The sequence below is a fragment of the Phytomonospora sp. NPDC050363 genome (assembly GCF_040655735.1).
Lineage (GTDB): Bacteria > Actinomycetota > Actinomycetes > Mycobacteriales > Micromonosporaceae > Phytomonospora.
The window spans coordinates 1-12539 of record NZ_JBFAKK010000021.1 but is presented as its reverse complement, the minus strand read 5'-3'; the positions used below and the strand labels follow the sequence as shown (position 1 = coordinate 12539).

Genomic DNA, 12539 nt, shown 5'->3' with positions numbered 1-12539 from the left:
CGCGGTGTCGCCGAAGACATCATGGTCAGATCTGGTCTCTTCGTCTTCGAGGTCGCCGTGACGAACGCTCGCCTAGCCCCGGCGATAGCCGTGATCGGCTGCGGCCCGGGCGGAACGTCCCTTGTGGAGCGCCTGTGCGCGAACGCGGCCGTTCTCCTGGCCGGCCGCCGACTGCGCGTCCACGTCGTCGATCCCTACCCCGCGGGCGCCGGGCGAGTGTGGCGTACCGGCCAGTCGCCACTGCTGTGGACGAACTCCTTCGCCGCCGACATCACCGTCTTCCCCGACGCGTCGAGCACCTGCGCGGGCCCGGTGCGGCCGGGTCCGAGCCTGTGGGAATGGGCGGCCGAGGCGCGTGAGAGGCCGCTTCCGGACGAGCTCGTCGCCTGCGCGGAGGAGCTGGAACGACTGGAACCGCTGGGTTTCGCCGGCCGGCGGCTGCTCGGCGCGTACCTGACGTGGGCCTTTCGCGCGATCGCCGAGGCCGCCTCGCCCGGCGTCGAGGTGATCGTGCACAAGACTTCGGCCGTCGACCTCACCGACGTTCCCGGCGGCCAGTCGGTCCGGCTCGCGAACGGGCGCAGGCTCCGCGTCGACGCCGTCGTGCTCACCCAGGGCCACCTCGATGTCCGCCCCGGCGAGGAAGAGCGGCGCCTGGCCGCGCATGCGGTAGCCAGCGGGCTCACCTATGTTCCCCGCGCGAACGAGCACGACGTCGAGGGCCTGAAACCGGGGGAGGAGGTCATCGCGCGCGGCATGGGCCTGGCGTTCATCGACCTCGTCACCCGCCTGACCCTCGGTCGCGGCGGAGGCTACGTGCGCGACGGGCACCTGCGCTATGTCGCGTCGGGCCGCGAACCCTTGCTGCTGGCCGGTTCCCGGCGAGGAGTGCCCTACCGGGCGAAGATCGACTACCGGGTGCCGTTGGAGCCGCCGAGGATCGGACGCTTCCTGCGCCCCGAGAAGCTGCCCGAGCGGGAGCTGGAAGTCGACCGCGACCTGCGTCCGCTGATCGCCGCGGAGATGGCGTGGGCCCATTACCGCAGGTTGTTCACCGCGCATCCGGAGCGGGTCGCCGGCGGATGGGACGCCTTCGCGACGGAGTTCGACGCCCTCGCCGAACAGTTCACCGAGGTGGGCCTGCTGGCGCCGGTCCTCGCCCCGCTGGTCGGCGCGTGCGTCCCGGATCCCGTCGACCGCTTCGATCCGGTGCCGCTCGACCGCCCCCTGGACGGCCGGCGGTTCAGCGACGCCGAAGCGTTGCAGGAAGCCGTGCGGGAGCACATCGCGGGTGATGTCGCGCGCCGGGGAGACCCGGGGTTCAGTCCCGACGCGGCGGCGCAGGCCGCGCTGTCGGCGGCGTACGCGGTCGTCGGCGGGATGATCGGCCGGCTGTCGCATCGGTCGAGGTGCGTGGAGCTGCCGGAACTGCACGGCCACTTCAGCTACCTGTCCAGCGGACCGCCTCGCGAGAGGCTCCAACAGCTGGTGGCGCTGTCGAGGGCGGGGATCGTGCGGTTCCTGGGCCCCGAGCTGTCCGTCGACAGCGACGCCGAGGGCTTCCGTGCGTGGAGCCCGGCGGTTCGGGAAAGGGCGCGGTCGAGGGGCTTGGTGGAGACGCGCATGCCGACATCCTCGCCTTCGCGAGCGCTGGACGCCCTGGTGCGCAGCCTTTACGAGCGGGGCGAACTCGCCGAGGCGCTGCCGGGTGGGAGGCCGTCGGGGCTGGTGCGGACCGTCCCCGGAGAGCAGCGGCTCGTCTCGGCGGACGGGACGCCGCACCCCGCGAGGTATGCGGTGGGACCCGGCGTGGACGGGGGAGTCGCCGTGCACGGGTTCGCCAGGCCGGGCGTCGACGCGCACCTGTTCCGGGTGGGGGACGCGGTGGCGCGGACGGTGCTGGCGGCGTTGTGAGGGAGGCTATTCGCGGCCGATCCAGGTGGCGACGCACGCCTCGTTGCCCTCGGGGTCGGCGAGGACCCACCACTTCGGCGCGTGCTCGTCGGTGACCAGCCGGCCGCCGGCCGCGAGGGCCGCGGCGATCCGGTCGGCGGCCCGGTCGTGCGGGACGGCGAGATCCAGGTGGACGCGGTTGCGCTGCGGGCGCGGGGCGTCCATGCGCTGGAAGGAGAAGCCCGGGGCACGGCCCGCGGGGTCGGCGAGGTAGTCGTCGCCGATGCGCCGATAGCCCAGCACCGCTTCCCAGAACGGGAGCACGTCGGCGATGACGAGCGCGTCGATGGCGACGTTGAGGAGTTGCACCTCAGCGGGTTCGGCGGGCAGGCCCAGTCGCGCCGCCACCGCCGAGATCCGGCGGGCGAGCGCGACATCGCGGACCAGGAGGGAAACGGTGACGCCGGTGGGCCGCAGGTCGAGCCTGAGGTGTTCCTCGGCGGAGCCGGCGAGCCGGGCGACCTCGTCGGCGAACGCGGCGCCCGCCGCGAGTGAAGAGGTGCGAAAGCGCGCCGAGACGAGGTGGTAGAGACAGCGCCAGTCGTCGACGCCGTCGGCCTCGTGGAACCGCCCGGCGGAGATGCGTTCGGTCATGGGGCAAGTTAGCACCGGGGAGTCGGCCTCGCTCGCTCGATCATCGGTTCGGAGCGCCCCAAGGAACGCCACCCCTCACCCCACCGTCACCGATCGCAGCGTGCCGTCGTAGACGATGGCCTCCCCGTCGCGGTGGCCGAGGACGCGGCCGCCGCTCCAGCTTCGGGAGGCGCCGGTCTCCAGGTCCACCACGAGCGTCCACGGTGGAGCGTCGGCGAGGACGCCGACGCGGCCGTCGAGGATGAGAACGCCGCCGCCGGCGAAGGTGCCGTGGTGGGTGAAGTCGTCCCATCCGGTGCTCCGCAGGGCCATCCGCCAGCGCTCGGTGCCGGAGGCCAGATCGTGGGCGCGCAGTTCGTTTCCGTGGCGGGCCACGGCGACGCCGGAGGGCAGGTACAGGACATCGTCGCCGGCCAGTGGATCGGAGGTGGTGCCGTCGGCGAGGTCGAGAAGGGCGGTGGCGTCGCGGTCGCAGGCGAGGACGAGCCCGTCGTGGGCGAGCACACCGTCGCCGAAGGCGTTCGTGCAGAGGGAGTACCCCTCGCTGACCCACCGTTCGGCGCCGGTCGCCGGGTTGAGCGCGGTGACGGCCGCGCCGTCCGAGTGCAGCACCTCGTCACCGACGACGTGGTGGCCCCAGAGGTGCTCGGCGTCGGTCCGCCAGGAGCCGACGGTCCGGCCGTCGCGCAGGCCGACAGTGCGCAGCGTGCCCTCTGACGGTCCGGCGTCGGTGGAGAAGTCGGCGAGGAGGAACACGCCGGCGGTGGGGTCGGGCCGTGTGCCGCTCCAGTCGAAGCCGACGGATGTGCGGTGCTGCCACTCCAGGAGCCCTGACGGCGTGATGACGGTCGCGGTGGGCGCCTCGGCACGCCGCCACAGTTCCCGGCCGTCGGCGAGGTCGAATCCGGTCACCTCGCACGCCGAGGTGCCGCAGTCGACCTCCACGAGCGCCGCGCCCGTCACGAAGCCGTAGAAGAAGCCCTCGCCGACGCGTGGGTTCTTCTCCCCGCCGGCGAGCAGCTCGCCGTCGGCGAGGCCGCGCAGTTCCCAGCGCGGTGGGTCGCCGGGAGCGTCGGCGGAGGGACGCAGGACGAACGTGGACCCGGCGATGACGGCGGTGTTCGCGTCGGGAAGGTGGGCGCCGGTGCGTTCGGTGAATGGGTGCCGCCACAGGAGCGCACCGGTGGCGCGGTCGTGTCCCGACAGGCCCCTCCGCGCGGTCACCAGCACCACCTCCTCGCCGACCGCGGCGTGCAGCGCTTCGCCGAGATCCGCGGCGGGCACCGGCCAGGTCGGCGGTGGTTCGACGAGGGTCGCCGTCGGCGGTTCCAAGGATGGTGTGGCCACGACGAGCACGACGGTGGCGACGGCGAGTGTGAGAACGATTGCGGAGACGAGCCGCCGGGGGGCACGGCGTGCGGGTTCGGGCGTGGGCGGTTCGGGCTGATCGAGATCGATGTGAATCTCGCGCATGCCCAATGGTAGGAAAATCCCGGCCCGCCGTGGGGGCACGTGAGGCGGGGCCGACGCGTGCCGGCAGTTCGATCGAGTGCGGGTCGTGCGCTCCGGCGCAGGTCGGGCCTCCGGACAGGCCGGCCGTCCCGATCCGCTTCTGCCACTGTGGACGATCGCCGCGCCTTCGGCCCGCGGGCGCACGGCGAATCCGCCGGGCCGCGACGTCCGCTGTGGACACCGATGTCAGTGGACTTTTCTTCGCGCAGTGCTGGACCCTGGGCAGCTCTGCCCCTACGATTAGGAAACCTTCAAGCAAGTTCCGGCACAGAAGGAGAATCCATGTCGATCCAACGAGGAGTGCGCACCGCATTAGCCGCGGTCGCCGGCCTGACCATGGCCGTCGCGCTCACCTTCGCCAACGCGAGCCCCGCCTCGGCGCACGGCTACACCAACGGCCCGGTCAGCCGGCAGATGCAGTGCTCGACCGGCGCGGTCACCAACTGCGGCCCGATCCAGTACGAGCCGCAGAGCGTCGAGGGCCTCAAGGGCTTCCCGGCGGCAGGCCCGGCCGACGGCCAGATCTGCGCCGGCGGCAACAGCGGTTTCGCGCCGCTGGACAACCCGCGAGGCGGCGCGTGGCCCGCGCAGACCGTGCAGGCCGGCCAGCAGTACACCTTCAGCTGGAAGATCACCGCCGCGCACCGCACCACGAAGTTCGAATACTTCATCACCAACAGCAGCTACAACCCGCTGAACCCGGTGACCAGGGCGACGCTCGAGCCGACGCCCTTCGTCACCGTCAACTACGGCGGCGCGCAGCCGCCGTTCAGCTACAGCCACACCGGCACGCTGCCCACCGGCAAGACCGGCAGGCACCTCATCGTCGCCGTGTGGACCGTCCACGACACCGCCAACGCCTTCTACGCCTGCTCCGACGTGGTCTTCGGCAGCAGCCCCGGTGACCCCGGTCCCGGCGACCCGGACCCCGGCACCTGTGCCGGGCTCCCCGCGTGGAACTCGGGCTCCGCCTACAACGGCGGAGCCGAGGTCGGCCACGGCGGCAGCAAGTGGAGCGCCAGGTGGTGGACGCAGGGCGAGGAGCCCGGCACCACCGGCCAGTGGGGCGTCTGGCAGCAACTGGGCGCCTGTTGACCCTGAGTCGACGATGAGGGCGGTGTCCGGGCTTCCGGGCACCGCCCTCAGTCCGTTGCGGACTGTCGGCTCACTCCGCCCGCAGCGTGGTCGCCTCGACGCCCCAGCCGAGCGGACGCACCGCCTCGACGCGCCAGCCCGCCGCCGTGGCGAGCCGCGCCACGGCCCGCCCGTCGCGCGGGGGCCGGGAGGTGGCGGCCAGTCCGAGCAGGGCGGTCTCCGCGGCGCCGGGGCCGAGGGCGTCGGGCCGCGACGAGTCCACCAGGACCGCCAGCGGCGCCGCACTCCTCAACTCGGTGAGCAGGTCGGCGATCTCGCCGTCGGTGCGGTGGCCGAGTGCCAGCACCGCCACGGCGACGTCGGCCGGCGGCGGGGAAGCCGCCCAGACGACGGCGCCGGGATCGGCGCAGGCAGCGCGCAGGACCGTCGAGGGCACGTCCGCCTCCACGACCGTGATCGCCGGCGTGTGCCCGGCTTCGGTCAGGGCCTCGACAACGGCCACCGAACCGGGGCCGGTCACGATCGCGCGCCTCACCTGTCCCCACAGCGGATCGGCGCACAGTCCGCCGAGGTTGAAGGCGAGGGACTCCGCCGACTCCATCAGCTCGGCGTAGGTCTCGGCGTCCTCCTCGGCGCGGGCCCGCAAGGTCCCGCCCGTGCGGACCTGCCACGCCGGGATGTCGGCGGTGAGCGCGGGCGCGAGTTCGGTGAGCGCGAGCAGCAGGTCGGCGTGGTGCCCCTCGAACTCCTCGCGCAGGTGCTCGTCGTCGATGAGCCTTTCTCCGAACGGGCCCAGGCCCAGGCCGTCCTCGCCGCCGGCGAGGACCCCGTGTCCCAGCAGGGGGTCCAGCATGAGCCGCAGCCGGTCGGCGGGCACGCCGGTCTTCGCGGCGAGGGCCGCCAGGCCGATCGTCCCGGCGTCGGCGACGGTGTCGACCACGCCCATCGTCAGCGCGGCGCGCGTCACCAGCCACGGCAGGGGAGAGGCGACGGCCGATGGTGCGGCCGGGGCGTCTGCCGGCGCGGGACTCGCCTGTCCACGGGCTTCGGCGTGCCAGTACCCGGTCACGTTGACATGCGACTTCGGCAGTCCTCGTTCGCGCTTGAGGAAGCGGCGCACCGGGATCAGTGAGCGGCTCTCCCCGGCGCACCAGACGTACCCGTTCCCGGTGTCGGGCACGACGTCGCGGATGAGGGCTTCCACCGCCGAGGGGTCGGCCGGATCGGCGTGGACCCAGCGGATCGTGTCGCCCTCGCGCAGGACGAGCTCGTCCTGCACGGCGCCCGGGTCGGCGATCAGCGCGATCCGCGCCGGCACGTCGATCGGGCGCTCGTCGAGGAAGCGGCCGATCGCGGGGAGCGCGGTCTCGTCACCGGCGAGCACGATCCAGTCGAGGTCACCGGGCAGGACGGTCGAGGACTTCGGGCCGACGATGTGCAGCACGTCGCCGGGGACCGCGTTCTGCGCCCAGGTGACCGCCGGACCGTGCCCGTGGACGACGAAGTCGAGGTCGAGTTCGCCGCTGTCGGGGTCGAAACGCCGCGGGGTGTAGTCGCGGGCGATCCGGTCGGGGCACGGCGGCCACTCGATCCCGTGCGGGAGCTGGACCGGCAGGGCCGCCGCGAGGTCGCCGCCCTCGGTGAACACGAGCTTGACGTGGTCGTCGAAGGCGCTGCTCGCGAAGCCGGGCTGCCGCGCACCGGACCGGTCGAAGGGCCGCAGGTCGTCACCGGTGAGGGTGATCCGCCGCATCCGCGAGGTCACCTCCCGGGTCCGCAGCACCGTGAGGCGCCGCACGACCAGGGGGTGCGTGGTGAATCCGCGCTGCGCCATCTCAGGCGAACCGCTCGGCGACGATGTCCAGCAGGGCCATCGCCTCGTCGTAGTCGCCGCGCAGGACCCAGTACGGCAGGTCGTAGGCGTGGCCCTCGGCGAAGGCGGGCAGGGCCGCGTAGACGGGGTTCTTCTTGAGCGTGGCGACGTCGGTGAAGTCCCCGTTGAAGCCCATGACGAAGACCGTCGGCTGCGTCACGGTCTTGCCGACCTGCTCGGTGGACAACTCGAACATGTCCCCGCCCTTCCCGTACACCTCGAAGCCGCCGTCGGCGAAGATCGGCGCGGGTTCGATGCCCAGGTCGGCGAACTCGACGGGCAGACCGACGCTCTCGACCAGGCCGTAGGCCGTCCCGTCGGCGGTGAACGCGAGGAACACCACCGGTCCCGGGGGAGGCTTGATCGAGTCGCGGACCTCGGCGGCGCGGGTGTCGTAGGCGGTGACGTACTCGGCGTACTCGGCGCCCTTGTCGAACACGTCCTCGGCGAGGAACGAGAACTGGTCGCGCCAGGTCGTCAGGGTCCCGCTGACCAGGACGGTCGGGGCGATGCCGGTGAGCTTGTCGTAGACCTGCTCCGCCTGGGCGAGGGGGAAGCCGATGCCGCCGCCGACGATCAGGTCGGGGTCCTGCGCGAGGACGGCCTCCAGGTCGAACCCGTCGACGCTCCACGGGAGGAACACCGTGCCCTCGGCCTCGGCCTCGGCGGCCCAGAAGTCGGAGAACCTCCCTTCGGTGGCGTTGGCGTCCTCGGGGATCGTCGCCACGACCGGAACATCCAGTTTGTACAGATATCCGGCGAGCGCGTAGTTGAGGACGACGACGCGCTTCGGCGCCGCTGGAATGGTGACCGGACCGCGATCGGTGGTCACCTCGCGGGTCGCGGCGGCCTCGGTGCCGGAGGACTCGTCGGGTGCGCAGCCGGTGAGCAGAAGGGCGGCGCTCGCCAGCGTGACGGCCGCTAGGTGGCGAAGGGATGGCATCTGACCTCGCAAGTTACTGGTGGGACGGCCGCGATGATCACCGGGGGAGTGACCGACCGAGGGTGTGAGTGAGGTTAGGCTAGTCTTACTTTTCGCCGCCGGGCCGTACGGATACGACGTCCCCGGTGACCGAACTGACACCCCCGATCGAGAAGGGCCCGCCGTGAGGGTCGCAGCACTCCGGACGGTGGTGCCCGAACACGCCATCCGGTTCTTCGGGCACGACACCCACGCCCACGACGAACCGCATCTCGTCTACGTCGTGACCGGCACCGCCCACATGGTCGTCGACGACGAACCCGTCGTACTCCGCGCCGAGGAGGCCGTCTGGCTGGCCCCGCGAGTTCCGCACGCGCTGCGCTTCGCCGACCAGGACGGCATGGCCCTCGGGCCGATGCTCGCCGACGACATCGTCCCCACCGGCCGGCGCCGACTCCTCGGACGCCTGCCCGCCCTGGTCACGGTCATGACCACCGTCCTCGTCGCGGCCCCCAGTACCGAGGACCAGATCGCGCCCTTCCGGACCGCCGTCGGCGACATCCTCCGCCGTGTCGGCCGCGAGTACTTTCCCGTCACCCTGCCGATCCACGACGTCGCCCGCGCGATCGCCGAAGAGTCGGTCCTGGGCACCTCGACGCTCGGCGAACTCGCCGGCCGCCACTTCATGAGCGAACGGCAGGTCCAGCGCCTCTTCGTCGAGGAGACCGGCATGCCCTTCGCGCGCTGGCGCAGCCGCGCCCGCCTCAACGCCGCCGCCGCGCACATCCTCGGCGGCGGACGCATCGCCACCGCGACCCGCCTGTCGGGATACGCGACCCGCGCCGGGCTCCTGCGCGCGCTCAGCCGCGAGACGGGCGCCCCCGTCGCCGAACTCGCCGCCGACCCGGCGGCCGCCCTCGCCGAACGGCGGGACGCGTGAGCGCCACCGACCTTCGGCGACCGCCCGCCCGCACCCCGCCCGGCACTCCCCGCAGACTGTGGACCCTCCTGCTCGCGCTGGCCCTGCTCGGCGCGGTCACGGTCCTCAGCGTCGCCGTCGGCTCCGGCATGCTCCCGCCGGCCACCGTCTGGCAGGCGGTCACCGCCTCCGACGGATCGGCCGTCCACGCCACCGTCGTCGACCTGCGCGTCCCGCGCACGCTTCTCGGCATCGCCGTCGGCGCCGCCCTCGGCGTGGCGGGCGCGCTCATCCAGGCGCTGACCCGCAACCCGCTCGCCGACCCCGGTGTCCTGGGCGTCAACGCCGGCGCGGGTTTCGCCGTCGCGCTCGCAGTGGCGGTCCTCGGCGTGACCCGCATCGAGCAGTACCTGTGGTTCGCCTTCGCGGGCGCGGTCGCCGCGACGGTCGTCGTCTACGCGATCGCGGCACAAGGGCACCGCGCGCCGAGTCCGCTGCGCCTGACCCTCGTGGGCGTGGCCTTCGGCGCCGTCCTCACCGGCGTCGCGCAGACCCTGGCCCTCACCGACCCGCGGACCTTCGACCGGATGCGCTTCTGGGGCGCCGGAACGATCACCGACCGCCCGCAGGGGACACTGAGCACGATCCTGCCGTGGCTGCTCCTCGGGCTCCTCGTCGCCGCGCTGTGCGCCCACCCCCTCAACGCCATCGCCCTCGGCGAGGACCACGCCCGCGCCGTCGGCGCGCTGGTCGCCCCCACCAGGATCGCCGTCGTCCTGGCCGTCACGCTGCTGTGCGGCGCGGCGACCGCGGCGGCCGGGCCGATCGCCTTCGTCGGGCTGATGGTCCCGCACGCCGTGCGCTGGCTGACCGGCCCCGACCAGCGGTGGATCATCGGCGTCTCGGCCGTCGCCGGGTCCGTGCTCCTGCTGTCGTCGGACGTCATCGGCCGGCTCGTGGTCGTGCCCGCCGAACTGCAGGTCGGCATCGTCACCGCGTTCGTCGGGGCGCCGATGCTGATCGTGCTGGCCCGCCGCACCCGGGCGCGTGCCCTGTGAGGGCCGCGCTCGTCCTGCGCGCGGGACCGGTGAGCCTGCGCCTGTCCTTCCGGTCGCTGGTGGTGTCCGTCCTGCTCGCCGCCGCCGTCGTCGCGTTGACCCTGTGGGCGTTCACGCTCGGCAGCTACCAGGTTTCGATGTCCGAGGTCGTGGCCGCCCTGACCGGGCAGACCGGGGGGTCGGTGCGAAGGGTCGTCGTGGAGTGGCGCGGCCCGCGCGTCATCGGCGCGGTGGTCTTCGGCGCCGCGCTCGGCGTCTCGGGCGCGATCTTCCAGTCGCTGACCCGAAATCCGCTCGGCAGCCCGGACGTGATCGGCTTCAACACCGGGTCCTTCGCCGGTGTCGTGGCGGTGATGCTGATCGGTGGCACCGGGTACCTCGCGACCGCCGCGGGCGCCGTCGTCGGCGGGCTCGCCACCGCGATGGCGGTGTACCTGCTGGCGTTTCGCCGGGGCGTCCAGGGGTTTCGGCTGATCGTCGTCGGGATCGCCCTCAACGCCCTCCTCGGTTCGCTGACCACGTGGTTCTCCGTCAAGGTCGATCTCGACGTGGCCCTGCGCGCCGCAGTGTGGGGGGCGGGCACGCTCACGACGGTGACGTGGACGTCGGTGGCCATCTCGGCGGGCGTCTTCGCCGTCGTGGCGGTGTTCCTGCCGCTCGCGCAGCGCCGCATGCGCCACCTCGACCTCGGAGACGACACCGCCGCGGCCCTCGGCTTGTCCGTCGAGCCGACGAAGCTCGCGCTCATCGTGCTCGGCGTCGTCGCCACCGCCCTCGTGACCGCCGCCTGCGGGCCGATCGCGTTCCTCGCGCTCGTCGCGCCGCAGATCGCCCGGCGCCTGCTGGGGAAGGGAGCCTCGGTCGACCTCGCCGCCTCGGCGCTGGTCGGCGCGCTGCTGCTGCTCGTCGCCGACGTGGTCGCGCAGCACGCGTTCACCGGCCTCATCCTGCCGGTCGGCGCGGTGACGGTCTGCGTGGGCGGCGCCTACCTCGTGTGGCTGCTGGCGGTGGAGAGCCGGCGGGGGTGAAGGTTCGGCGCCGGGCCCTTCACCGAGCAGAGGGCCCAGGCCAGCACGTGATCCATGCCCCGCTGGTCGAGCACGTCCGGGTGAGCAGCGGAACCCGGTTCCGCGCGGCACGCCGCCGACCACGCGGCGAGAGCGTCCGTGGGATCACCGAATACCCCATGAGCGCTCCCTTCCACGGCCCCCGGCCGCGAGAACGCGCGAGCCGTGCGCGTCCCCGCGACCGTATCCATTCGGCCGCTCTCAGGCCACCGGTCCCGCCGCCGACAGGGGCGGCGCGATCGCCTGCGCGTCGACGCCGGCGCCGACCCACAGCCCGATCAGCAGCGCCGCCGTGGCCTCCAGCAGGCCGGCGCGGGCGAGGCCGCCGCCGTCCACGGGGTCGGCACCGAGGTCGGTGGTGAGGGCGCGGACGGCGGCGAGGGCCGCCGGGTCGTCACCGCACAGCGGCACCGCCAAGGGCCGCCCGTCATAGACCGGGGAAGTGGCCCACACGCTTTCGTGGCAGAGGTTGAACGCCTTCACGACGTTCGCTCGCGGCGCGGCGGCCGCGATGGCGGACGCCGTCGACACACCGGGTGGTGTGGTGAGCGTGAAGCCCGCGCCGACGGGGTTGGTGCAGTCGATCACCGTCCGCCCGGCCAGGCCGTCGGCCAGTCCCGCGGCTACCTCGGCCGCCACGGCGGCCGGAACCGCCAGCAGGACGGCGTCCGTGCCGTGCTCGGCGGCTTCGCGCGATGTGCCCGACCGCACGGTCCCGCCGTCGGCCGTGAGGCGGCCGGCGAGGGCCGCCGCGCGGGTCTCGTCGCGCCCGCCGACGAGCACGTCGTGCCCGGCCAGTGCCCAGCGTCCGCCCAGTACGGCGGCCATGCCGCCGTTTCCGATCACGCCGATCCTCATCGTCGTTTCCTTTCGTCGGTCCACGAGGTCGGGCCGACGGTAGGCGATCCGTGAGGCACCATTCGGTAAGTGACCTCCGACCTCGAACTCCTCGCCGACTGCCGGGCGCGGCTCGCCTTCGACCTGTTCGCCAACACCTGGAACGCCGTCGTGATCTGGGGACTGCGGCACGGACCGGAACGTCCCGGCCGGCTGCGCGAGCGCATCGGCGGGATCAGCCCGAAAGTGCTCAACGAGACCCTGCGCCGCCTGTACGCCAACGGCCTCGTCGAGCGCCGCCGGCTGCCGGGCGCGCCGCCGCACGTCGAGTACTCGCTCACCGAACTGGGCCGCACCCTTCTCGGCCCCATCGGCGCCTTCGGTGAGTGGGCCTTCGAGCACGGTGACGAGGTCATGGACGCCCAAGAGGCCGCGGAGGCCACCGGCCTCTAGGGCGTGTCCGGGCAACCCGTTTCGGGCTGCGCGCGGTCCCCGCGGCGCCCCGGGCTCAGGTCGACGCCGCCCGGGAGCGCATACCGATCTGCGTACACCGTTCAGGCGGGCCGCGCCACGGCGCACCCGTCCGTGGCTTCCACAGAATCCGGCCGATCCTGCCCCTATGGGGAGACGGGTGATCCGTGGGCGGCGGCGATCACCCAGCCGTGCGCGGAGGGGACCCAGGTGCGTGTGTAGGCCATGGTCGCCTCGA

Annotated in this window: 11 protein-coding genes; 6 read left to right on the top strand and 5 right to left on the bottom strand. The window is 73.1% G+C overall.

The window, feature by feature from the left end; translation table 11 throughout:
• The first annotated feature begins 21 nt into the window (after window positions 1–21).
• The gene (locus AB0I28_RS36545) at window positions 22–1914 is read left to right on the top strand and encodes an FAD/NAD(P)-binding protein (protein ID WP_357500517.1); all 1893 of its coding nucleotides are present in this window, start codon (window positions 22–24) and stop codon (window positions 1912–1914) included.
• Window positions 1915–1920: 6 nt separating this feature from the next.
• Here the strand turns inward: AB0I28_RS36545 and AB0I28_RS36540 are convergent, their stop codons facing one another.
• Both AB0I28_RS36540 and AB0I28_RS36535 read right to left on the bottom strand, forming a co-directional pair.
• Complete coding sequence (locus AB0I28_RS36540; RefSeq protein ID WP_357500514.1) at window positions 1921–2547, bottom strand: VOC family protein; 627 nt, start codon at window positions 2545–2547, stop codon at window positions 1921–1923.
• A gap of 75 nt (window positions 2548–2622) precedes the next feature.
• Window positions 2623–4020: a PQQ-binding-like beta-propeller repeat protein gene (locus AB0I28_RS36535; protein WP_357500513.1), complete on the bottom strand. Its 1398-nt coding sequence runs from the start codon at window positions 4018–4020 to the stop codon at window positions 2623–2625.
• 321 nt (window positions 4021–4341) lie between these two features.
• Between AB0I28_RS36535 and AB0I28_RS36530 the strand changes: the two genes are divergently transcribed.
• On the top strand, window positions 4342–5154 hold the full coding sequence (locus tag AB0I28_RS36530; protein WP_357500511.1) for a lytic polysaccharide monooxygenase: 813 nt from the start codon (window positions 4342–4344) through the stop codon (window positions 5152–5154).
• Between the two features lie 70 nt (window positions 5155–5224).
• Here AB0I28_RS36530 and AB0I28_RS36525 read toward each other — a convergent pair whose 3' ends face one another.
• Window positions 5225–6988, bottom strand: a complete 1764-nt coding sequence (locus tag AB0I28_RS36525; RefSeq protein WP_357500509.1) for a siderophore-interacting protein — start codon at window positions 6986–6988, stop codon at window positions 5225–5227.
• 1 nt (window position 6989) lies between these two features.
• Entirely contained in the window at window positions 6990–7970 is a 981-nt protein-coding gene (locus tag AB0I28_RS36520) for an ABC transporter substrate-binding protein (protein WP_357500507.1), read from the bottom strand.
• A 163-nt stretch (window positions 7971–8133) separates the two neighbouring features.
• Between AB0I28_RS36520 and AB0I28_RS36515 the strand changes: the two genes are divergently transcribed.
• Genes AB0I28_RS36515 through AB0I28_RS36505 form a run of 3 tightly spaced genes read left to right on the top strand, consistent with a single transcriptional unit; the run spans window position 8134 to window position 10954 of the window.
• Window positions 8134–8889: an AraC family transcriptional regulator gene (locus AB0I28_RS36515; protein WP_357500504.1), complete on the top strand. Its 756-nt coding sequence runs from the start codon at window positions 8134–8136 to the stop codon at window positions 8887–8889.
• On the top strand, window positions 8886–9926 hold the full coding sequence (locus AB0I28_RS36510) for an iron chelate uptake ABC transporter family permease subunit (RefSeq protein ID WP_357500502.1): 1041 nt from the start codon (window positions 8886–8888) through the stop codon (window positions 9924–9926). The genes AB0I28_RS36515 and AB0I28_RS36510 overlap by 4 nt, the downstream gene beginning before the upstream one ends.
• Window positions 9923–10954 carry an iron chelate uptake ABC transporter family permease subunit gene (locus AB0I28_RS36505; RefSeq protein WP_357500499.1) on the top strand — a complete coding sequence of 344 codons (1032 nt, stop codon included), beginning with the start codon at window positions 9923–9925 and terminating at the stop codon, window positions 10952–10954. Before AB0I28_RS36510 ends, AB0I28_RS36505 begins: the two co-directional genes overlap by 4 nt.
• 240 nt (window positions 10955–11194) lie before the next feature.
• Here the strand turns inward: AB0I28_RS36505 and AB0I28_RS36500 are convergent, their stop codons facing one another.
• The gene (locus tag AB0I28_RS36500) at window positions 11195–11851 is read right to left on the bottom strand and encodes an NAD(P)-binding domain-containing protein (RefSeq protein WP_357500497.1); all 657 of its coding nucleotides are present in this window, start codon (window positions 11849–11851) and stop codon (window positions 11195–11197) included.
• Between the two features lie 69 nt (window positions 11852–11920).
• Here AB0I28_RS36500 and AB0I28_RS36495 point away from each other — a divergent pair, with 69 nt between their 5' ends.
• On the top strand, window positions 11921–12283 hold the full coding sequence (locus tag AB0I28_RS36495) for a helix-turn-helix domain-containing protein (protein WP_357500496.1): 363 nt from the start codon (window positions 11921–11923) through the stop codon (window positions 12281–12283).
• Window positions 12284–12539: the final 256 nt, after the last annotated feature.

Coding starts and splice junctions, on each gene's coding strand:
- AB0I28_RS36545 (WP_357500517.1), top strand. CDS start 22: ATGGTCAGATCTGGTCTCTTCGTCTTCGAGGTCGCCGTGACGAACGCT.
- AB0I28_RS36540 (WP_357500514.1), bottom strand. CDS start 2,547: ATGACCGAACGCATCTCCGCCGGGCGGTTCCACGAGGCCGACGGCGTC.
- AB0I28_RS36535 (WP_357500513.1), bottom strand. CDS start 4,020: ATGCGCGAGATTCACATCGATCTCGATCAGCCCGAACCGCCCACGCCC.
- AB0I28_RS36530 (WP_357500511.1), top strand. CDS start 4,342: ATGTCGATCCAACGAGGAGTGCGCACCGCATTAGCCGCGGTCGCCGGC.
- AB0I28_RS36525 (WP_357500509.1), bottom strand. CDS start 6,988: ATGGCGCAGCGCGGATTCACCACGCACCCCCTGGTCGTGCGGCGCCTC.
- AB0I28_RS36520 (WP_357500507.1), bottom strand. CDS start 7,970: ATGCCATCCCTTCGCCACCTAGCGGCCGTCACGCTGGCGAGCGCCGCC.
- AB0I28_RS36500 (WP_357500497.1), bottom strand. CDS start 11,851: ATGAGGATCGGCGTGATCGGAAACGGCGGCATGGCCGCCGTACTGGGC.